General features: G+C 68.4%; 19 protein-coding genes. 5 read left to right on the top strand and 14 right to left on the bottom strand.

Features of this window, described 5'->3' with window-relative positions:
- Positions 1 to 165: 165 nt before the first annotated feature.
- Positions 166 to 912: a D-alanyl-D-alanine carboxypeptidase family protein gene (locus KQ304_RS09285; RefSeq protein ID WP_259736819.1), complete on the bottom strand. Its 747-nt coding sequence runs from the start codon at positions 910 to 912 to the stop codon at positions 166 to 168.
- Between the two features lie 119 nt (positions 913 to 1031).
- On the opposite strand from KQ304_RS09285, the gene chlP reads away from it, so the two are divergent.
- Entirely contained in the window at positions 1032 to 2438 is a 1407-nt protein-coding gene (chlP, locus tag KQ304_RS09280; protein WP_259736818.1) for a geranylgeranyl reductase, read from the top strand.
- A 24-nt stretch (positions 2439 to 2462) separates the two neighbouring features.
- Here chlP and glyS read toward each other — a convergent pair whose 3' ends face one another.
- Entirely contained in the window at positions 2463 to 4631 is a 2169-nt protein-coding gene (glyS, locus tag KQ304_RS09275) for a glycine--tRNA ligase subunit beta (protein WP_259736817.1), read from the bottom strand.
- A gap of 88 nt (positions 4632 to 4719) precedes the next feature.
- Here glyS and sir point away from each other — a divergent pair, with 88 nt between their 5' ends.
- Together sir and KQ304_RS09265 are read left to right on the top strand one after the other, a co-directional pair.
- Entirely contained in the window at positions 4720 to 6561 is a 1842-nt protein-coding gene (gene sir / locus KQ304_RS09270) for a sulfite reductase, ferredoxin dependent (RefSeq protein ID WP_399228977.1), read from the top strand.
- Positions 6561 to 6938 carry a hypothetical protein gene (locus KQ304_RS09265; protein WP_259736816.1) on the top strand — a complete coding sequence of 126 codons (378 nt, stop codon included), beginning with the start codon at positions 6561 to 6563 and terminating at the stop codon, positions 6936 to 6938. Before sir ends, KQ304_RS09265 begins: the two co-directional genes overlap by 1 nt.
- Here the strand turns inward: KQ304_RS09265 and KQ304_RS09260 are convergent.
- The 11 genes from KQ304_RS09260 to KQ304_RS09210 form a co-directional block, all read right to left on the bottom strand.
- A complete protein-coding gene (locus tag KQ304_RS09260) occupies positions 6908 to 7651 on the bottom strand; it encodes a M15 family metallopeptidase (RefSeq protein WP_259736815.1) in 744 nt (247 codons plus the stop codon). The two genes, KQ304_RS09265 and KQ304_RS09260, sit on opposite strands and share 31 nt — an antisense overlap.
- Positions 7652 to 7673: 22 nt before the next feature.
- Positions 7674 to 10193: an ATP-dependent DNA helicase RecG gene (gene recG, locus KQ304_RS09255; protein WP_399228972.1), complete on the bottom strand. Its 2520-nt coding sequence runs from the start codon at positions 10191 to 10193 to the stop codon at positions 7674 to 7676.
- Positions 10194 to 10201: 8 nt separating this feature from the next.
- Positions 10202 to 11488 carry a hypothetical protein gene (locus KQ304_RS09250; protein ID WP_259736814.1) on the bottom strand — a complete coding sequence of 429 codons (1287 nt, stop codon included), beginning with the start codon at positions 11486 to 11488 and terminating at the stop codon, positions 10202 to 10204.
- Between the two features lie 62 nt (positions 11489 to 11550).
- Positions 11551 to 12213, bottom strand: a complete 663-nt coding sequence (tsf, locus tag KQ304_RS09245; RefSeq protein WP_259736813.1) for a translation elongation factor Ts — start codon at positions 12211 to 12213, stop codon at positions 11551 to 11553.
- A gap of 112 nt (positions 12214 to 12325) precedes the next feature.
- Positions 12326 to 13042 carry a 30S ribosomal protein S2 gene (gene rpsB / locus KQ304_RS09240; protein WP_259736812.1) on the bottom strand — a complete coding sequence of 239 codons (717 nt, stop codon included), beginning with the start codon at positions 13040 to 13042 and terminating at the stop codon, positions 12326 to 12328.
- Between the two features lie 141 nt (positions 13043 to 13183).
- Positions 13184 to 14116, bottom strand: coding sequence for a glycosyltransferase family 2 protein (locus tag KQ304_RS09235; RefSeq protein ID WP_259736811.1), 933 nt, complete (start codon positions 14114 to 14116; stop codon positions 13184 to 13186).
- Positions 14117 to 14229: 113 nt separating this feature from the next.
- Positions 14230 to 14385, bottom strand: a complete 156-nt coding sequence (locus KQ304_RS09230; RefSeq protein ID WP_011129965.1) for a hypothetical protein — start codon at positions 14383 to 14385, stop codon at positions 14230 to 14232.
- A gap of 58 nt (positions 14386 to 14443) precedes the next feature.
- Positions 14444 to 15139 (bottom strand): DevA family ABC transporter ATP-binding protein, encoded by a 696-nt coding sequence (locus KQ304_RS09225; RefSeq protein ID WP_259736859.1) that lies wholly within the window; start codon positions 15137 to 15139, stop codon positions 14444 to 14446.
- 97 nt (positions 15140 to 15236) lie between these two features.
- Positions 15237 to 16424: an ABC transporter permease DevC gene (gene devC, locus KQ304_RS09220; RefSeq protein ID WP_259736810.1), complete on the bottom strand. Its 1188-nt coding sequence runs from the start codon at positions 16422 to 16424 to the stop codon at positions 15237 to 15239.
- The gene (locus KQ304_RS09215) at positions 16421 to 17335 is read right to left on the bottom strand and encodes an efflux RND transporter periplasmic adaptor subunit (RefSeq protein ID WP_259736809.1); all 915 of its coding nucleotides are present in this window, start codon (positions 17333 to 17335) and stop codon (positions 16421 to 16423) included. Before KQ304_RS09215 ends, devC begins: the two co-directional genes overlap by 4 nt.
- Entirely contained in the window at positions 17332 to 18096 is a 765-nt protein-coding gene (locus tag KQ304_RS09210; RefSeq protein WP_259736808.1) for a phycocyanobilin:ferredoxin oxidoreductase, read from the bottom strand. Before KQ304_RS09210 ends, KQ304_RS09215 begins: the two co-directional genes overlap by 4 nt.
- A gap of 55 nt (positions 18097 to 18151) precedes the next feature.
- On the opposite strand from KQ304_RS09210, the gene KQ304_RS09205 reads away from it, so the two are divergent.
- Both KQ304_RS09205 and KQ304_RS09200 read left to right on the top strand, forming a co-directional pair.
- The gene (locus KQ304_RS09205; RefSeq protein WP_259736807.1) at positions 18152 to 19429 is read left to right on the top strand and encodes a pitrilysin family protein; all 1278 of its coding nucleotides are present in this window, start codon (positions 18152 to 18154) and stop codon (positions 19427 to 19429) included.
- Positions 19426 to 20748, top strand: coding sequence for a pitrilysin family protein (locus KQ304_RS09200; RefSeq protein ID WP_259736806.1), 1323 nt, complete (start codon positions 19426 to 19428; stop codon positions 20746 to 20748). The genes KQ304_RS09205 and KQ304_RS09200 overlap by 4 nt, the downstream gene beginning before the upstream one ends.
- Here KQ304_RS09200 and KQ304_RS09195 read toward each other — a convergent pair.
- On the bottom strand, positions 20706 to 21023 hold the full coding sequence (locus KQ304_RS09195; RefSeq protein WP_311133902.1) for an NAD(P)H dehydrogenase assembly family protein: 318 nt from the start codon (positions 21021 to 21023) through the stop codon (positions 20706 to 20708). The genes KQ304_RS09200 and KQ304_RS09195 overlap by 43 nt on opposite strands.
- Positions 21024 to 21043 lie beyond the last annotated feature (20 nt).

The raw sequence follows: 21043 nt of genomic DNA, 5'->3' as shown, positions 1-21043 counted from the left end.
CTCGCTTAATCTTGTCGGCAGCAACCGAGACCGGTTGCAACAATCCATCACTATATCGCAGCACCACCTGGAAGCCTCGGGCCCGATCGGTTATCGGAAGCCCAGCACAAGTGCTGCCCGAGCTGAGTGTGGATAGTCAGACTTTCCAGCCCTGGAGCTGAGGAATCAGCGGCCCAGTTGCCGCGCCGGCTCGAACAGGCGCAGGGCGTCGAGGGATCCCTCGTAACGCCAGTGCCAGGGCTCGTAGCTCACCCCCTGGCTGTTGCCCCTGGGAAAGGAGAGCTGGTAGTGGAAGCGATTGGCATTGGCCTCCAGCCAGCGGAAGGCGGGGGTGCGATCGAACTTCTCACTCAGGTGGCTCTGGGGGCTGGTGCCGTCGCCGAGATCCACGGCATAGCCGGTGCTGTGCTCGGAGAATCCCGGTGGTGCGCTCACCTGGGCCCGCTCCTGGGCGCTCTGGTTGCGCTCCGCCTTGACATCAAAGAAAATGTCCTTCTGCAGCTCAATCGAGCGGAAACCGCTGAGCAGTTGCAGATTCACGCCGTCGGCGCCGGCCGCGCGCTTCATGGCCAGCAGGGCTTCGGCGGCCTCCGAGCGCAACTTCAGGCCAGGGGCCACGGCCACCAGGCTGGCGGCGGTGGTTTCCGGGTAGGGGAAGTGGCCGAGCAGGCGGCCGTCGAGGCTCTGACGCGCCTCCAGGCCTGGCACCGGCGGTGGGGCCAGCCAGCGCTGCAGCGGTTCGAGGAACAGCAGCACCCCGGCTGCCGCCGTCATCGCCAGCACGGCGGTGGTGGCAGCCACAGGCTTGAGCAGATTCCTTCGAGCACCGCCCTCGGGCAGGGAGCGGCGCGCCACCGGCAGATCCTCGCGCTGTTCGCTGCGGTTCTGGCGCAGCGGCCTTCGCGGTGGCACGCAAGCTCGTAACAAACTTCGTCACAATCGTAGATGTCAGCCCTGGCCTGATCAACATCGAGATGGGCGTGGGTGTTAGCTTCGCGCCCAAGGATCATTCCCGCGGAGCAGGTTTCAAGATGTTGCGAGTCGCAGTGGTGGGTGGCGGCCCGAGCGGTTCCTGCGCAGCCGAAGTGCTAGCGAAGGCAGGAATCGAAACCTGGCTCTTCGAGCGCAAGCTTGACAACGCCAAGCCATGTGGTGGAGCCATTCCACTCTGCATGGTCGAAGAATTCGATCTTCCCGAGTCGATCATTGATCGCAAGGTGCGCAACATGCGCATGATCTCCCCCTCCAACCGAGAGGTGGATATTCATCTCGAAAACGAGAACGAATACATCGGCATGTGCCGTCGGGAGATCCTGGATGGATTCCTGCGCAACCGAGCCGCCGAGCTCGGAGCACACCTGATCAATGGTCTGGTTCAGTCGATCGACACCGGCAAGGCCCGCCAGGGTCCCTACACGCTCCACTACGCCGATTACTCCGGTGGTGGTCCCACCGGCGAAATCAAGAGCCTTGAGGTGGATCTGATCGTGGGTGCCGACGGCGCCAACAGTCGCGTGGCCAAGGCCATGGACGCCGGCGACTACAACGTGGCCATCGCCTTCCAGGAGCGCATCCGCCTGCCCAAGGAGGAGATGAGCTACTACGAGGATCTGGCCGAGATGTATGTCGGCACCGACGTCTCCCCCGATTTCTATGCCTGGGTGTTCCCCAAGTACGACCACGTGGCCGTGGGCACCGGCACCATGCAGAAGAACCAGGCGCTGATCAAGAGCCTGCAGAAGGGCATTCGCAAGCGCGCCAGTGCCCGTCTGCTGCGCGGTGAGGTGATCAAGGTGGAAGCTCACCCGATTCCCGAGCATCCCAGGCCCCGTCGCGTCGTCGGTCAGATGGCGCTCGTGGGTGATGCCGCCGGCTACGTCACCAAGAGTTCAGGGGAAGGGATCTACTTCGCCGCCAAGAGTGGCCGCATGTGTGCTGAGCAGATCGTTGCCGCCAGCGCCTCTGGAGCCAAGATCCCCACGGAAGCCGACCTCAAGGTCTACATCCGCCAGTGGGACAAGCAGTACGGCGCCACCTACAAGGTGCTGGAAATCCTCCAGAACATCTTCTATCGCAACGATCCGGCCCGCGAAGCCTTCGTCGAGATGTGCGACGACAAGGACGTGCAACGCCTCACCTTCGACAGCTACCTCTACAAGCGGGTGGTGATGATGAATCCCTGGCAGCAGATCAAGCTCACCCTGCTGACCCTTGGTGCGGTGCTGCGCGGCAATGCCCTCGCTCCCCAGTCGTACAAGCCTGTGCCCAGCATGGTGCGCAGTCCCGAGGAGATGGAAGCCTGGCTGGCTGCCCTGGCCCAGGAATCGGAGCAGCAGCAGGGCGTGGGCAAGGCCAGGCCAGAGCCTGTGGCCCAGCCCGTGGTCGCTGATCCCCAGGCGAGCGAGGAGCGGGAACCCGCTCTGGCTGCCAAGGGTTGAGCCACTGAGGCTGAAAGTCCTTCCTCAGCTGCTGAGCTTGCTGAAGTCGGCCAGGACACCGGCCTGATTGCGCAACACCCCCAGCAGGTTGAGGCGATTGCGGCGCACTAAAAGGTCGTCGCACATCACCATCACACTGCTGGCGCCATCGAAGAAGGCGGAGAGGGCCTCGGCTCCCTCCGCCAGCTTGTGCGCCAACTGGCGGTAGCGGCTCTCAGGATCGGGCAGCGACAGGATCGGCTCCAACTCCTGCAGCACCTGCAGCATGCCCCCTTCGCTGGGGGAGCTGAATAGGGCCGGATCCACCACCCCTGCTGGGCTGAGCACATCCGCCGCCAGATCTCCTTTGATGGCCAGCCGTGCCGCCCGCTGCACCACGGCCTGCAGTGGTGCCAGCTGGCCATCGCTGCGCAGCTGGACGAGCAGGGCAAGACGCTGGCGAGCGTCGATCGGATCGCCCAGCAGCCGCCCGGCGGCCACTCCATCGCCGGCCACGGCCTGGACCAGGTCGTTCTCGAAGCCCTCGTCATCCAGCAGGGAGACCATGCGCTGACGCAGGGTCTCCATCAGCTCAGCGGCCAGGGTGGGGGCCTCGAGCTTCAGCTCAGCCAGCAGCTGGGCCCAGTGGACACTGGCCTGTGAGAGCACACGGACCAGATCCAGCCTCCAGCCCCGCTCCCAGAGGATCTGCAACACGCCGTTGCCCGCCCGGCGCAGGGCATAGGGATCGGAGGAGCCGCTGGGCCGCTCACCCTTGGCATAGATGCTGAGCAGCAGCTCCAGTCGCTCGGCCAGGGCCACCACGGCGCCGGCATCGGAACTGGGGGGCTGATCGCCGGCTCCCCGGGGCAGGTAGTGCTCCAGCACCGCCAGGGCCACGGCCCTGGATTCCCCCTCCGCCAGCGCGTACTTGGCCCCCATCACCCCCTGCAGTTCGGGGAATTCCCCCACCATCTGAGAGACCAGATCGTGCTTGCACAGGTGGGCAGCCCGCAGGGCCGCCTCCCGCTGCTCCGCTGCCAGCGAGAGGTGCTGCAGCAACAGGTCGCTCAGCCAGTGCAGGCGATCACTGCGATCCAGCAGGCTGCCGAGCCCTTCGGCAAAGGTGACGCTGGCGAGGCGAGCCCGTCGCTGCTCGCAGCTGACGGCACGGTCGGCCTGAAGGAAGAACTCGGCATCGGCCAGGCGGGCCTTGAGCACCCGTTCATTCCCCCGCCGCACCGTGGCGGCCGCCTGGGGCAGGCCGTTGCCGATGCAGAGGAAGCGGGGCAGCAGGCTGGCCTGGGCCGTCAGGGCGAGGGGATCCTCCGCCGCGTCCAGGCGGCGCAGGGGCACATAGCGCTGGTGGCTGCGCATCACCGTGCTCAACACCTCTGGCGGCAGGTCGAGGAAACGGGGCTCCACCGATCCCTCGATCAGGCTGGGGCTCTCCACCAGGTCCACCAGTTCCTCGAACAGCTCCTCGGGGAGATCGGGCCGGGCCTGGGCGGCGCTGGCGGCCGCGAGCACCTGCTGGCGAATCCAGTCGGCCCGCTGCTGCCGGTCCACCAGCACGCCGGCCTTGGCCAGCAGTTCGCTGTGCAGAGCGGCGTCGGCAACGGTGAGCGTCTGCTTCGACAGGCGATGGCCACGGCTGATCCGGCCGCTGCTGATCAGGGGATCACTGCCCTCCAGCACCAGGGGAATCACCTGCTGATCGAGCAGGGCCACCAGCCAGCGCACCGGACGGCTGAAGCGCAGTTCCCCCTCGCCCCAGCGCATGAAACGCCGTCCCTGCAGCGCGGCGATCCAGGCCGGGATGCGCTCCGCCAGCACCTCGTCGCTGGCTCGCCCCGGCTGCAGAAGGCGGGCGAAGACGAACGGGCCCTTGGGGGTCTCCCGCAGTTCGAGGCTGGCTGGATCGACGCCACAGCGGCTGGCGAAACCGATGGCGGCCGGGCCCGGTTGCCCATCCACAAAGGCCTGAGCGCCTGGGGGGCCCTTGCGCTCCTCGGCCAGGTCGTCCTGGCGCAGGGGCAGATCCGCCACGCGCAGCACCAGGCGCCGCGGCGTGCTGGTGGCCTCCACCAGGCCGTGGGGCAGGCGTTGGGCGGCCAGGTCGTGGCGCACCTGCTGCTCCAGTTGAGGCAGGGCCAGGCGCGCGAAATCGGCCGGCAGTTCTTCGGTTCCGATTTCCAGCAGGAAGGTGGCCACTTGCACAGCTCAGCAGCCTGTGACTGTATTGAAAGCCCGTCAGCCTCACCCTGCTTCGCTACCTTCAAGTGACGCTGGTGCCTTTGTCGTGACCCTCACCCCCGAACGTCATCGCAAGTCGTCGGGTCCCGGCCGCAGCAAGGTGGAATCCGAGCCTGTGGGTGCAGCCTCCCCATCGTCTTCGACCGGCAACGGCCACGCTGCCGCCGCGATCAAACCCCCCAGCAAGTTCGAGCGGCTGAAGGCCTCCAGCGACTACCTCAAGGAGCCCCTGGCCACCGAGCTGGAGAACGACAAACCCTTCTTCACCGATGGGGCCGTTCAGATCCTCAAGTTCCACGGCAGTTATCAGCAGGACAACCGCGACAACCGCCAGAAGGGGCAGGAGAAGGACTGGCAGATGATGCTGCGTCTGCGCAGTCCGGCTGGTCGCATTCCGGTGCCCCTGTACCTGGCGATGGATGAACTCGCCGACCGCCTCGGCAACGGCACCCTGCGGCTCACCACCCGCCAGGCCTTTCAGATGCATGGCATCGCCAAGGCCGACATCCGCGAGGTGATCGGCACGATCGTGCGCTCGATGGGCTCGACCCTCGCCGCCTGTGGTGACATCAACCGCAACGTGATGGCGCCGGCCGCACCCTTCGAGAAGGGCGGATATCCCGCCGCCCGGCGTCTGGCCGATGAGATCGCCGACCTGATCGCTCCGCTGGCGGCAGAGGGGTCGTACCTGGATCTCTGGGTGGATGGCGACCACAGCTACCGCTTCAAGCCCGCCGCCGCCGTCAAGCGCGCCCGTCAGCGCCAAGCGCAGGGACCTGGATTCAGCGGTGATTCCAACGAACCGCTCTATGGGGGGACCTATCTCCCCCGCAAGTTCAAGGTGGCGGTCACCGTTCCCGGTGACAACTCGGTGGATCTCCTCACCCAGGACATCGGTCTGGTGGCCTTCACCGACCCCTCTGGCCGCCTGCGTGGCTGCAATGTGTACGTGGGCGGTGGCATGGGCCGCACCCACAACAAGGACGAGACCTTCGCCCGCACCGCCGATCCCCTCGGCTACGTGGCGGCGGAGCATGTGCTCGATCTGGTGCAGGCCATCGTGGCCCTCCAGCGCGATCACGGCGACCGGGAGCAGCGGCGCCATGCCCGCATGAAGTATCTGATCCACGACCGTGGGGTCGAGTGGTTCCGCCAGGAGCTCGGCCGTTACCTCGAGGCGCCGATCAAGCCCCTGCGGGCCGAACCCAAACCCCGCCTCGACGACTACCTCGGTTGGCACCGCCAGAACCGTGGGCTCTGGTTCGTGGGTCTGCCTCTGCTCTGTGGCCGGCTGGAGGGAGAGCGCAAGCGCGGCCTGCGCCGCCTGGTCGAGACGTATCAGCTGGAGGCGAGGCTCACCCCCAACCAGGATCTGCTGCTCTGCTCGATCGGCACCTCCCAGCGCAGCAGTGTCAAGGAGGCCCTCGCCGCCCTCGGTTTCGATTCGCCGGAAGCGCCGTCGTTGCTGTCGCGCCATGCCATCGCCTGTCCGGCGCTGCCCACCTGCGGCCTGGCGATCACCGAGTCGGAGCGCATCCTGCCGGCGGTGCTCGAGCGCCTCGAGACCCAGCTGCAGCGGCTCGGCATCGAGCGGCCGTTGCTGCTGCGCATGACCGGTTGCCCCAATGGCTGCGCCAGGCCTTACATGGCCGAGGTGGGGCTGGTGGGCAGTGGCGTGGAGCAGTACCAGCTCTGGCTGGGCGGCACCCCCAACCTCACCCAGCTGGCGGTTCCCTACCTGGAGCGCATGCCCCTGGCGGATCTGGAGGCCACCCTCGAGCCGCTGCTGCTGCTCTGGAAGAACGACGGCGGCCGCCAGAGCTTCGGCCAGTTCGTCTCCGGCCTCGGGGCCGAGCGGATCCAGGCGCTGCTCCCCGCCGAGAGCTGATGGCGTCGTCCTTGCGCCCCTGTGTTGGGTCGCTGCTGCTGGGCAGCGCCAGCCTGGTCCTGGTGACGATCAGCCCCTGGAGTCCTCCGCTGGAGGCCCGGACCATGGCACCACCGCCGAAAACCCCGGTCAGGATCTATCAGCCCGATGGCGACACCTGCCAGGCCGATCACATGCTCAAGGCCTATCAGAACCAGCTGCTGCAGTTCGCGGATCAACCCCCGCAGGTGCTGCAACGGCTGCGCCAGATCCAGCTGGAGCTGGGGGAGGCCAGCTTGAAGCGCTGCGCCAACGAGAACCGGATCAGCCGCGAGGAAGCCGACCGGATCTGGCGTGAGCTGCAGCGTCAGCCCCTGCCCGGATCCCAGCCGCCGTAGATCGCACTCGCTTCCCCCTGCCGCCAGGCCCAGAGCTGATCGCCGTGGCTGAAGTGCCACCACTCATGGGGATGCTGCACAAAGCCGGCTGTGGCCATCACCTGGCGCAACAGGCTGCGGCGCCGGTGCCATTCCTGCGCCAGCCGGGGCTCGAGGGTGGCGTCCAGGCGTTCGCTGCGTCTGGACGGGTGGTAGTGATCAGGCTCTGAGACCGCTCCGATCGCATCGATCTCTCCGCCCAGATCCAGCGGCAGGCCAGCGGCGCTGGCCAGGGTCAGATCCACGGCCCCGCCGGTGCTGTGGGGCGGCGGTGTGGCCGGATCGGGGCTGGGGGGTGCCCAGAAGCGGCCCACGTCGGCGATCACGGCCTCCAACTCGGGGCCGCTCTGGCGAGGGTCCAGCCCCAGCCGATGGCATTCGCTCTCGATCGTGTGCTCCACCATGAATTGCTGCACCCGCACGGGCCGCCAGCCGTCGAAGATCGCCAGGCACCAGTCGCTGTGGTGGCGCTGCAGCTCCCCCTGGGCCCGCAGCAGCCGCTCCACCACGCCACTGCGCAGCTGGAAGGGGCTGCAGCCGTCGCCGTAGGGCGCCCCCAGCGCCGCATAGGGGTGGGGCTCAAGCCGCAACAACTGGCTCGGCAGGGGGATCAGCCCTTCGGCCGTGTCCTGGATCGGGATCGGGCTCCAGGGCCTGAGCGGGCTGGGGCTCACGCGCGGGGATGGCGGGGAGTGCTCAATTCAAGCTGCTGGCCTCCACCTGCCGCTGCCGCTGCTCGCTCAGGGCCTGGCGCAGGCCCGGGTGGGCCTCAAGGCCAGGGTCGAGCTCCAGCAGCCGCCTGGCCAGCGAGCGGGCCTGCTCCAGCACGTCCCCGTCGTCGCTGAGGCTGGCCAGGGCCAGATCGGGCAGGCCCGACTGGCGGGTTCCCAGCACCTGGCCCGGCCCCCGCAGCTGCAGATCCAGTTCAGCGATCTCAAAGCCATCGCTGGAGCGCACCAGCAGCTCCAGCCGCTGCTGGGCCGGTCCGGCCTTGCCATCGTTGATCAGCAGGCAATGGGAGGCCGCCGCCCCGCGGCCCACCCGGCCCCGCAGCTGGTGCAGCTGCGCCAGCCCGAAGCGCTCGGCGTGCTCGATCACCATCACGCTGGCCTCCGGCACATCGACCCCCACCTCCACCACGGTGGTGGACACCAGCACATCGCAGCGGCCGCTGGCGAAGGCGTTGATCGCCTCCTGCTTGCGGGGGCTCGGCATCTTCCCGTGCAGCAGGCCCACGCGCAGGTCGGGGAAGATCTCGTCCTGCAACTGCCGGTGGACGGCCACCGCCGAGCGCAGATCCAGCTTCTCCGATTCCTCCACCAGGGGCAGCACCACATAGGCCCGCTGGCCCTGGGCCACCTCCGAGCGGATCAGCTCGTAGGCCTCCCGGCGCTGGCCGCCCCGCAGCAGGCGGGTGCGGATGGGGGTTCGCCCCGGCGGCAGACCATCGATCTGACTCACCTCCAGGTCGCCATGCACCGAAAGGGCCAGGGTGCGCGGGATCGGTGTGGCGGTCATCGTCAGCAGGTGGGGCTGCAGGCCCTTGCCCATCAGCCGATCGCGCTGGCGTACGCCAAAGCGGTGCTGCTCATCCACCACCACCAGCCCGAGGCGAGCGAAGGCCACCGGATCCTCCAGCAGGGCATGGGTGCCCACCAGCAGCTGCAGCTGGCCGTTGGCCAGGTCCTGGAGCAGCTGGCGCCGCCGCGCCGGCGGGGTGGATCCCGTGAGCAGGGCGGTGCTCACATGCAGCTGGCTCAGCCACTCCCCCAGCTTGCGGGCGTGCTGTTCGGCCAGCACCTCCGTGGGGGCCATCAGGGCGCCCTGGCAGCCCGCTTCGATGGCCACCAGCAGGGCGGCGATGGCCACCACGGTCTTGCCGCTGCCCACATCCCCCTGCAGCAGGCGGGCCATGGGCTGTTCCTGCTCCAGATCCGCCTGAATGTCGGCCAGCACCCGGCGCTGGGCCTCGGTGAACTGGAAGGGCAACAGCTCCAGGAAGGAGGCCATCAAGCGGCCTGCTCCCTGCGGCAGTTTCAGGGGTGGGGCCGGCCGCCGGGCCAGCTGGGCGCGCCGTTGCAGCAGGCTCAGCTGCAGCAGCAGGAATTCATCGAAGACCAGCCGGTGGCGGCTGGCCCTGAGCTGGTCGCGGTCGGCGGGATCGTGCAGCCCGCGCCAGGCGGCGGCTCGATCCAGCAGGCCCTCCTGCCGCCTCAGGGCCGCAGGCAGGGGATCGCCCCAGGCGGCGGCGGCGGCCAGCACGGTCCCGATGGCCTGGCGCAGGCGTTCGGCGCCGAGCCCTTCGGTAAGGGCATAGACCGGCACCAGCCGTCCGATCTGGCGCGAGCGCACGGGCGTGTTGGGGGACTCGAGCACCTCCAGCAGGGGATCGTGGAGGGTGGGGCCGTAGGGGGTCTCGCGCACCAGGCCACTGGCGGCCACGCTGCAGCCGGGCGGGAACTGCCGTTGCTGGGCCTTGAGCCAGCCCGGTGAGCTGAAGCGCTGGCCGGCGAAGAACTTGCTCAGCCGCAGCCGCCCGCTGATATCGCGCAGGTGAAGTTCCAGGATCACCAGCCGGGGGTTGCGCGGACTGGCGAAGGCATGGGAGCGCTGCACCGTGGCCACGATGGTGGCGGTGCTCCCCGGCACCAGCTCCTGAATGCGCACCAGATTGGCGTAATCGAGGTAGTCGCGGGGGTAGTGGCGCAACAGGTCGCGGGCCAGCAACAAGCCCAGGCCCGCAAGGCGGGTGGCGGTTTTCGGCCCGATCCCCGGCACTTCGGCCAGGGGGGTGTCGGGCTGGATCGGACCCGCCCCCCGGCGCGCCGTCGCCGCCAGCGGCGGTGCCAGCTTCAGCCGTGGGGGGCTGGGCGGCCGGGGTGGCTCCAGGCTCTGGCGCAGTCCGTGCAGCCGCTCCCGGCAGCGCCGCAGCAGCGACTGGCGCTGGGCCAGGGACAGGTCGTCGTAGCGGGCGAAGAGTTCGGCCAGTGCGGTCAGGGCCGACTCCGCCTCCGGCATGCGGCGGATCAGCCCCTCGGGGGGCTGGCGGCACTGGCGCTCCAGGAAGAGGCTGAACGTCTCCCGGCGCCCCTGCAGATTCTCAAAGCCGCGTTCCACCTCCAGCTGCAGCGCCTGCTGCAGGGTGGTGATCCAGCCCCCATGCTCGAGTTGGCTGCCGGCCCGGCTGGCGCTGGAGCTGGCAGCAGGCGGATCCACCGCCGGGTTCAGGCCTGGCCCTCGGGGGTGGATTGGCTGTCCTGCATCCACTGCTGTTCCGCTTCCAAAGCCCGGGCCCGCCGCTGCCAGTGGCGGTACTGCTGAGCCATTTTGCGTACGCTGGCGCGCCGCTGCTCCAGGCGCTTGCGGCAGGTGCGCAGCCGGGGTTGTTCGTATTCGAGGTCGCTGGTGCGCAGCAGCAGCCCCAGGGCCTGGACCTGCACCGGTGTTTCGGGGCTGCCGAAGGGCAATTGGATGCGCAACAGATTGGCCGGGGCCGGCAGGGCTTCGAGATCTCCCTCCAACACGGCATCCAGCAGGGACAGCGGCAGCAGGCTGCGGGTGAGACCCAGCTTGATCAGATCGAGGTTGACGGCATGGGAGAGGTTGCGCAGGCGGCGCTGCAGGGCAAGGTCGAGCGCCTTCCACCACTCCAGCAGCTCCAGTGGCTGCTGGGGCACCAGGCGCTGATCCCCATCGCCACCGCCAGAGCCATCGGCGAGCGATCCTGCCGCTGACTCCGCCAGTGGGCGGTCAGGGCCTCTGACCCGGTCGCGCTGCTCCGGTGGCACGGCCATCACCAGCAGGGCGCGCAGGATGTCGGTGGGATCGTCGTCGCCATCCTGCGCGCCCTCGCCATCCTCGTCAGCGTTGTCAGCCTCATCAGCGTCGTCAGTTTCGTTGGCGCCGAAGTCCTCGAGGCCTTCAGCGCCCTCCAGTTCCGACTCCTCCAGGTCCTCATCCTCACCCGTGTGATCGTCGCCGAAGACCCCGGCGGCGTCCTCGGCGCTGTCCACCAGGTTGGTGAGGCCGGCCAGGGACGGGAGGCCGGCTGAGAACAGTTCGGCGGTGAGGGGCAGATTCAGGCCCAGCCGGATCGAGCCCTCCGCTTCATCGCGCTCCTCGGTCCCGGAGCTGTCGTCGTCCTGATCAGGCCCGGCTGACAGCTGCGCCAGAGCCTGAGCGAGACGGCGTTGCTCCTGCTGTCCCTGGCGCCTCTGCTCTCCCTGCACCTGACGGGCCAGCACCAACAGCTGCTCCAGGGTGAGCAGGCAGCCACAGCGCTGCACCAGCTGCGCCAGCCGGCGGGGCAGCTCCTGACGCTGGCGGTCGTTCAGTTGCTGGTAGCGCTCCGGCACCACCTGGGTGGCCACATGAAACACGGCCTGCTGAACGGCCTCCGGCAGGCCGTCGCGCAGCACCTGCAGGTAGAGGGCCAGGTCGTGATAGAGGTCCCGGTGGCCTTCCCCCAGGCGCTGGCGGATCCGCTCCAGGTGCCCTTGGGCTTCGGACAACGCGGTGGCGCTGGTCTCCAATCGGCTGTGGCGGAGGGACAGGAGTGGAACGCCGGGGGCGCTCAGGCCGCCTTGCCGGACATGGCGGCCACTTCAGCGGCGAAGTCGGCCTGCTCCACCTCAATGCCCTCGCCGAGGGTGTAGCGGGTGAAGCGACGCACCTGGATGTTTTCACCGATCTTGCCGGCCACCTGCTTGACCAGTTCGGCCACGGTGATCGAGCTGTCCTTGATGAAGGGTTGCTCCAGCAGGGCCAGTTCCTTGAGGCGCTTGCCGATGCGGCCCTCAACGATCTTCTCTTTCATCTTGTCGGGCTTGCCGGCCAGGTCGTCACGACCCATCTCGATCTGCTTCTCGCGATCGGCGATGGCGGCAGGAATCTCCTCGGTGCTCACGTACTCGACGTTGGGGCAGGCGGCGATCTGCATCGCCACGTTGCGCAACAGCTCCTGGAAGACATCGCCACGGGCGACGAAATCGGTTTCGCAGTTCAGCTCCACCAGCACACCCACCCGAGCACCGGTGTGGATGTAGCTGCCGATGGCGCCCTCGGCGGCGGTGCGGCCGGCTTTCTTCTCGGCGGTGGCGATGCCCTTCTGGCGCAGCCACTCGGCGGCCTTGCCCATGTCGCCGGCGGATTCGCCCAGCGCCTTTTTGCAATTCATCATGCCGGCGCCGGTTTTCTCGCGCAGTTCCTTGACGAGCTTCGCTGAGATCTCAGCCATGGGAGGGGAAAGGAGGAAGGAAAAGGTTGGTGGTGGTGATCAGGGGTCCCAAGCAGCTCGGAACCCCGTGGAACGTTCAGGCCTGGGGCCTGAACTCAGCAAGCGGGAGGCCTCAGGCCTCGTCGTCTTCGGCCCGTGGCTCCTGACCGCTTTGGCGACCTTCGTTGATCGCATCGGCCAGGCGGCCCAGCACCAGCTGAACGGAGCGCACGGCGTCGTCGTTGCAGGGGATGGGCACGTCGGCCAGGTCAGGGTCGCAGTTGGTGTCGAGCATCGACACCAGGGGGATGTCGAGCTTGCGGCACTCGAGCACCGCGTTGTTCTCACGGCGCTGGTCCACCAGCACCACCACATCGGGCAGACGGCGCATCGACTTGAGGCCTCCGAGGTACTTCTGCAGACGCTCCAGCTCGCGACGCAGCACGGCGGCTTCCTTCTTCGGACGCATGGCGATGGCGCCGGAGCTCTCCATCCGCTCAAGGTCCTTGAGGCGATCGATGCGGGCGCGCATCGTGCTCCAGTTGGTGAGCATGCCGCCCAACCAGCGCTGGTTCACGTAGGCGGCGCCGCAGCGGCTGGCCTCGATGGCGATCACCTCGGAGGCCTGCTTCTTGGTGCCCACGAAGAGGAAGCGCTTGCCACTGCGGGAGGCATTGCGTGTCCACTTGTAGGCGTTGTTCATGCAGACGGCGGTCTGCACCAGATCAATGATATGAACCCCGTTGCGCGCGCAATAGATGTAGCGCGACATCTTGGGATTCCAACGACGCGTCTGGTGCCCGAAGTGGGCGCCAGCCTCCATCATCTCGGTGAGGGTGACAACAGCCATGGTTAGGAAGGGTTTCGGGTTCGCCTCCACCTGCCAGGGATCAGACGCGATGACCCGCTATGGGGGATCACCGGTGCCGACTGAGCACCCGAAACGGACAGGTGTGCGGTGTATGAGGGGACAAGCCAAGCTACCAAACGGTCAGCGAAGGCCCTCGGCGCGGGCCTCGCGGTAGAGGGCCCGCACCCCCAGGCGGTTGAGCGGCAGGCGCAGCAACTCCATGGCCAGGGCGTTCTTGCCGCGTCGGATCAGCCAGGCCAGGAGGGGCCGCAGCGTGCGCTCATTGATCAGGCCCCCCAGGGTGAGCAGCTCCCAGAGCAGCCGGTGCCACCAGGTGAACTGAATGATGAAGCGCACCCGCCGGGTGGGGTGCTTGCGGTAAAAAACCAGCCCCATGCGTGCCCGCTCCTGCTCGATCCGCACCAGATCGGGCAGTTGCTCCAGGCTGAGGGCAGGGTGCCAGTGGTAGCCCACCGCCGCCGGGCAGCGCACAAGCTCCACCCCCAGGCGACGCAAGCGCTCCCCCAACTCCAGGTCTTCCCAGCCGTAGAGGCGGAAGCCGGTGTCGAACAGGCCGGCGCGCTCCAGCAGCTGACGATCGATCGCCACGTTGCCGGTGGCGAAATAGGCCCAGGAGTGATCGCTGAGCTTGTGGGGTTCGCTGGTGGGATCCTCGAAATTGGCCGTGTTGATCACGGCGCCATAGGTGAAGCAGAGCCGGTTGCCGCTCTGCTGCCAGCGGGCCTCGAGGGCCCGGGCATGCTCCAGCAGGAACGTGCCGGTCACCACCAGATCGCTGTCGATGAACACGATCACATCACCGCGGGCATGGTCGACGCCACGGTTGCGGCCCTCGGCCGGTCCGCCGTGGTCCTGCTCGACCAGGCGCACATGGGGGAAGCGCTCCGCCTCCTGCCGCAGCCACTCGGCGGTGCCGTCGGTGGATCCGTCATCGACTACCACCACCTCGTAGTCCTGCAGGGGCGGCTCCAGCCGCTGATCCTCCAGGGCCAGCAGTGCCTTCTCCAGGATCGGTCGGCGGTTGTAGGTGGGGATGACGACGCTGGGAACCATGGTTCGGCTGCCGGGGGGTGATGGTGCTTGAACATGAAAAAGGGATCCCTCGGGATCCCCACGCCCGTCAGGCGCCACGCTCGGGCACCTGGAGAGCGACATCAGCGCCTGGCTCAGTCGGCGGCGCCGCCGTTGTTGGCGGTGCCGGTGACGCCGTTGCCGGCCCCTTCACCACGGCCGTCGTTGCGCAGCTTGCGCTTCTTGAACTTGCGGGCGTAGGAGCGGTTGCGCTCCTGCTTTTCCTTCTTCAGGTTCCTGCGTTTCGCCATGTAGTGCTTCCGGCCCGTTGGTGTGATGCACCAGTCTACCAAGCCCGATCGATGCGCTTCACAGGGCCGGCTCAGGCTCGGGCACCGGCGCGGCGATCAGGCGGCCGTCCTCCATCTGCACCAGCCGGTCGGCCACATCCAGGATGCGGGGGTCGTGGGTCACCATCAGCACGGCGCAATGCTGCTCCCTGGCCAGGCGCTTGAGCAGATCCACCACCTCGCGGCCGCTCTGCTTGTCGAGGGCGGCGGTGGGCTCGTCCGCCAGCAGCAGGCGGGGGTGGGCCGCCAGGGCCCGGGCGATCGCCACCCGTTGCTTCTGGCCCCCCGAGAGCCCATGGGGCAGCTTGTCGAGATGGTCGCCCAGGCCCACAGCCCGCAACCATTCCCGTGCCTGATCCCGCCGGGCCCGATAGCCGAGGTTCGGCAGCAGGTCGGAGCCCATCTGCACGTTCTGCTCGGCGCTGAGGCAGCGCAGCAGGTTGTGCCCCTGAAAAATCATGCCGATGCGCTGCCGCAGTTGCTGCCGCTGCCGTCGGCTGGAGCCGTTCAGGTCCTGGCCCAGCACCCGCACATGGCCCTGCTGCACCTGGCGCAGGGCCCCCACCAGGGTGAGCAGGGTGGTCTTGCCGCAGCCCGAGGGCCCGGTGAGCAGCACCACCTCGCCGGGCTGGATCGTCAGATTCACCTGCTGCAGCACCTGACGGCGCATCTCGCTGCTGCCATACCAATGGCAGAGCCCCTCCACCTCCACCATCGGCGGCGTGGAGCCCCTTGGGGCGGGGCGGGCTGAAGGGGGTGAGGGGGCGGTGGTCATGGCGGCACGGCTGAGCTGGCGTTGGTTCTCAGAAGACTCAGAAGATCTCGGCGGGGTCGGCATCCCCCAGGCGGCGCATGGCCATGCCGGCCGAGCCCATGCACATCACCAGGATCAGGCTGAACACCAGGACGGCCCTCGGGGTGTCCATGTAGACCGGCAGCCGGGTGGCGGAGCGCACCAGGGAGTAGAGGCCCTGACCGGCCGCATAGGCCGGCAGATAGCCCAGCAGGGCCAGCAGCAGACCCTCCCTCGCCACCACCCCCAGAAGGGTGGGCAGGCGGTAGCCCATCGCCATCAAGGTGGCGTACTCCGGCAGGTGATCACTCACATCGCTGTAAAGGATCTGATACACGATCACGCAGCCCACGATGAAGCCCATGGCGGCACCGAGGGTGAAGATGAAGCCGATGGCCGTGCTGTTGCGCCAGTAGTCCTTCTCGAAGTCCATGAAGCCCTGCTTCGTGAGCACGTTCACGTCTTTGGGCAGGGAGTCCTTGAGGCGCTTGATCACCACGGCTGGATCCGACCCGGGCCGCAGGCGGATCAGACCCACTTCGATGCTGCCGGGGGGCGTGTTCGGCAGCAGCTGCTGATATGTCTCGCTGCTGGTGAGGATGTTGCCGTCGGCGCCGAAGGACACCCCGAGGGCCACCAGGCCGCCGACACGCACCCGCTTGCCGCCGATCTCGCTCTCCACCGTGCGGCCCTCCCGGAACCACTCCGCCACCGGACCGAATTCCGGGCGCGAGAGTTCATCGAAGAGCACACGGCCCCGCTGGTTGAGCACCTTGGCCTTGGCCGCCAGGCCGGGATCGGTGAACAGGGGATCGCCCGGCTCGAAGCCCAGGGCCAGGATCGAGCGGGTGCTGAGGTCCTTGGGATTGCGCCAGAGCACCAGATTCCAGTGCACCGGCGTGATGCCGGCCACATCGGGATCGGCGAGGGTCTGGACCAGGCGCCGGCGGGGGAAGCCGGCCATGCTCACCGAACTGCTGGAGCGCGGGCTGATCAGCACCAGATCGGTGTCGAACAGCTTGTGCACCGTGATGCTGGCGTCGAACAGTCCGTCGCGGAAGCCGAACTGCATGAACATCAGAATCCCGGCGAAGCTGATGCCCGCCAGGGCCACCGCCAGCCGCGCCGGTTGGCGGGTGAGCAGCAGCCAGGAGAGGGGAATCTTTCGCCGGCTCCAGATCGCCGCCAGCCCCGGCAGTCCGCTCATGTCTCGAAGCGGATCACGGTTTTGAGGCCGGCGCGGGTTCTGACCCGAGCGATGTCGACCGGATCCAGGGCGAGGCGCACCTCAACGATGCGGGCGTCGGCATCGCCGGTGGGATCTGTAGAAAGCACGTCCCGCTGGCGCACCTGGGGGCTGATGCGTATCACCCGCCCATTGAGGCTGCCGCTGAACCCTCCGTTCTCGCTGGTGATGCTGGCCCGCTGGCCCAGTTGCACTCGGTTGATGTCGCTCTCATACACCTCGGCGATCACCTCCATCTGGTCGCTGGCCCCCAGCTCGAGAATGCCGTCATCGCCGGGGCGCTCGCCCACCCGCGACTGCAGCTTGAGCACGGTGCCACTGAAGGGAGCCCGCAGCTCGGTGTTGACCAGATCGGCCTCGGTCTTCACCAGTTCGTCCTGGGCTTCACGCAGGTTGCCCTTGAGCTCCACCAGGGTCAGTTCGCGGCTTTCGAGATCCGCCGCCGGGGTGGCACCCGCCTTGGCCAGCTGGCGGTAGCGGGCGATTTCCCGTCCCAGCAGCGTCACCTGGTCGTTGAGGTTGGCGATGCGGCTCTGCAGCAACCGCCGCTGGGCCTGCAGGGCCGGGCCGGTGTCGAAGGTGGCGAGCAACTGGCCCGCCTGCACCCGTTGGCCCTCGTCCACCAGCAGCTCGGTGATGCGGGGGCTGCCGCCGATGCCGGTGATCGGTGCGGCCAGCTTGCGGATGTCGCCGGCGGGCTCAAGCCGGCCCAGAGCCGAGACCGCCTCCAGCTTTCGGGGCTGGGCGGCGCTATCGGGCGTGGCTGCGGGTCTGGCGCTCTGCTGGTTGCGGCTGATCAGGGTCACGGTGCCGGCCACCAGCACCAGGGCGGCGGCGCCGATCAACAGCGGACGCAGGGGCAGACGACTCATGCCAGCGGCAGTGGATCGTCGAACAGCAGATGCTCGATGTAGCGATCCGCCCAGCTCGGGTTGAACGCCTTCTCCAGCACGCGGCGGGTCTTGTCGTTCCGTTTCTGCTGCTGGCAATACGAGAGCTGCCCGTGATATCGGGCAACCGTAGCGGGGTCATCGGTGGCCTCCTCCGGAGTGCTGGCCACGGCTTTGGCCATCACCGCCAGCAGGCCCGCCACCTCCTCCTGAAACCAGCCGTCCTCCTGCTCGTTCATCGGCCGCACGAAGCGCACGAAGGGGGAGAAGATTGTGCCCCAGGCCGGCAGCTCCCGCGGCTGGCTGTAGGGGTGGCGGGGCAGAGCGGCCAGGTCGGCGGCGATCCCGGGGGCCAGCTCAGGGCTCGTGGGGGAGAGATCGGCGATGGCGGCCGACACTCCGGCCGGTCCAGCCACGATGTCGGCTCCGAAGACCGGCAGGTCGTAGCGGGGATCCGGGAAGAAAACGCAGTGCAGGATCTGCAGACCGGCCCCCAGCCGGGCGGTTTCCAGGTGCAGCTTGCGCAGGCCGCGGCAGCGGCGCAGCTCGTTGCGGATGAACAGCTTCTCGCCATCGAGGCTGCCGCTGATCGCTTCGAGGTCGGGCTCGATGGCCAGCGGAGCCAGCTCCGGCAGGGCGCTCCAGCTTTGGCGGATCGTTGCGGCCAGGGCATCCACCAAGGGGTGCAGACCGGAGCCGGCAGGGCGCTGTTCGGGGCTGGAGGCGGGGACAGTGGCGGTCACAGGGCAGCCTCGGCCAGCAGAATGTTGATCCTGCCACGCCCTTTCGGCCCAGCCGTTGCCCCTTACCTCCCGCCCACCGCTCCAGGCTGCCGACAGCTTCGAGGATCCCTGCCTGCTGCGCCTCGACAACGGGGTGGAGGTGGTCAGCCTGCGCCAGGAGCAGGCCCCCCTGGTCTGCCTCGACTTCTGGTGTCAGGCCGGCAGTGCCGGTGAGGGATCCGGGCAGGAGGGCGTGGCCCACTTCCTCGAGCACATGGTCTTCAAGGGCAGCGAGCGCCTGGAGGCGGGTGAGTTCGATCGCCGCATCGAGTCGCTGGGCGGCAGCAGCAATGCGGCCACGGGCTTCGACGACGTGCATTACCACGTGCTGGTGCCGGCGGAGGCGGTGCCCGAGGCTCTGGAGCTGCTGCTGGATCTGGTGCTCAAGCCAAGGCTCGATCCTGCCGATTTCCGCATGGAGCGCCAGGTGGTGCTCGAAGAGTTGGCCCAGAGTGAAGACCAGCCCGAAGAAGTGGCCTTCCAGCGCCTGCTGGCCCTGGCCTGCCCCCAGCACCCCTATGGCCGGCCGATCCTCGGCACCCGCGGGGCCCTCAAGGCTCAGACCCCCAAGGGGATGGCCTCGTTTCACAGCGGCGCCTACCGGCCCCGTCGCTGCAGCCTGGCGCTGGCCGGTGCCATTGATCAGTTGCCGATCGAATCCCTGCTGGCGAACAGCGCCCTGGCCGGCCTGGAACCCCTGGTCTCAGCCCGTCCAGCGGGCCCAGCCCTGGAGCTGAGCCCTGGGGTCCATGAGCTGAAGCTGCCCCGGCTGGAGGCGGCCCGGCTGCTGATGGCCTGGCAACTGCCCGCCGCCGCCGATCAGGAGGCGGTGGGCGGCGCCGACCTGCTCACCAGCCTGCTGGCCGAAGGCCGCCGCAGTCGGCTGGTGCAGCGGCTGCGGGAGGAGCTGCGCCTGGTGGAGAGCATCGATCTGGACCTGAACGTGCTCGAAGCCGGCAGCCTTGCCCTGCTCGAAGCGGTCTGTGCTCCGGAGCAGGTGGCGGCGGTGGAGGAGCAGATCGCGGTGGTCTGGCAGGAGATCTGCTGCACCCCTCCGCCGGAGAGTGAGTTGGAGCGTGCCAGGCGGCTGGTGGCCAATGGCTACCGCTTTGGCCTGGAATCGGCGTCGTCGGTGGCGGGGCTGATCGGTCACCAGTGCCTCTGGGGCCGTCTGCAGCCGCTGCGTCAGCCCCTGGAGCTGCTGCAGCGCTGGAGTGTGGAGCGCCTCAGCAGCGAGCTGTTGCCGATGCTGGCGCCCGAGCGGGCCTGCCGTCTGCTGGCCCTGCCCGCATGAGCCGCTCCACTCCCCTTCCTCCCCTGCCTCAGCCCGAGCGCTTCGAGCTGCCCGGCGGTTGCCCGGTGTCGGTGCTGCATCGCCAGGGGCCGGCAATCCTCTCCGCCCGGCTCTGGATCCGCGGCGGCAGTGCCGCCGATCCACCAGGCCAGCGCGGTCGCGCCCAGCTGCTGGCGGGCCTGCTCAGCCGGGGCTGCGGCGACCTCAGCGGCGATCAGCTGGCCGATCTGGTGGAGGGCCTCGGCGATGAGCTGCGCTGCGAAGCCTGCGAAGACGCCATGGTGATCAGCCTCAAGTGCGCCAGCGACGACGCCCCGGCGCTGCTGCCCCTGCTGGGGGTCATGGTCCAGCGCCCCTGGCTCGATCCCGATCAGATCAGCCTGGAGCGCCAGCTCAACCTGCAGACCCTTGGCCGCCTGCGCGAAGACCCCTTCCAGCAGGCCCACGACCAACTGCGCTCCCACCTCTTCGGCCAGGGTCCCTACGGCCACGATCCACTGGGGGTGGAGGTGGAGCTGGCCGGGCTGGACCGTCCCCAGCTGCTTGATGCGGCGGCGGTTCTGGGGGGGCAGGGGGCGGCCCTGGTGCTGGTGGGCCGCCCGCCCGCTGGGCTGGAGGAGCTGCTGCAGCCCCCCGACAGCCCGGCCTGGAGCAGCCGATCAGCGTCGCTGCTGAACGGGCAGGGTGCTCAGAACGAGCCTGGCCTGCTGCTGGAGGAGCAAGACACTGAGCAGCTGGTGCTGATGCTCGGCACCGCCACCGTGCCCCTGGCCGATCCCCGCTCCTTGGCCCTGCGCCTGCTGCAGTGCCACCTGGGGGTGGGCATGTCGAGCCGGCTGTTCGTGGCCCTGCGCGAAGACCACGGCCTGGCCTACGACGTGGGTGTTCACGCCCCGGCCCGCTGCGGCGCCGCCCCCTTCGTGTTCCACCTCTCCAGTTCCGCTGAGCGGGCCGCCGAGGCCACCAGGGAGTTGCTCGCTGAGTGGCAGCGACTGCTGGATCAGCCCCTGAGCGAGGAGGAACTGGCCCTGGCGATCGCCAAGTTCCGTGGCGCCTCCGCCGCCGGCCGCCAGACCTGCGGCCAGATCGCTGATCGTCAGGCGATGGTGCTGGGCCATGGCCTGGGCTGGTCCTACGCCGACGAGGCCCTGGAGCGGGCCGACAGCCTCGATGCCGCCACTCTTCATGCCGTGGCCCGCCAACTGCTGAGCCGGCCAAGCCTGAGCCTCTGCGGACCGCCCGAAGCCCTGCGGGCTGCCGGCACGGTCTGGGGGGCTCACCCCCTGGGGCGTCCCTCGGGGGTGCAGGCGCTGAGCTGATCGGCGCCCAGCAGGAACGTGCCGCGCCGGAAGCGGACCGCCACCTGGTTGATGGCCCGCAGGGCCATCACCTGACCCACTTCATCGGCATCCACCAGATCCGGTGGGCGCAGCATCGGCATCGGATCGGCGGTTTTGAGGTAGGTGATCCGGGCCGTGATCTGAACCCACTCGCCCACCGTGAAGGTGGCTGGCGCCGGCTCAGTGCCTGGGGATAACGGCTGATCGGAGGGGTGATCAATCGGTGGATCGGTGCTCAGATCGGGAGTGCTCATCGCCACCGCTGTTCAGCTGG

The organism is Synechococcus sp. CS-1329, from assembly GCF_025128055.1.
Lineage (GTDB): Bacteria > Cyanobacteriota > Cyanobacteriia > PCC-6307 > Cyanobiaceae > Regnicoccus_A.
The sequence above is the reverse complement of the archived record's forward strand: the minus strand, read 5'-3'. Positions and strand labels throughout refer to the sequence as shown.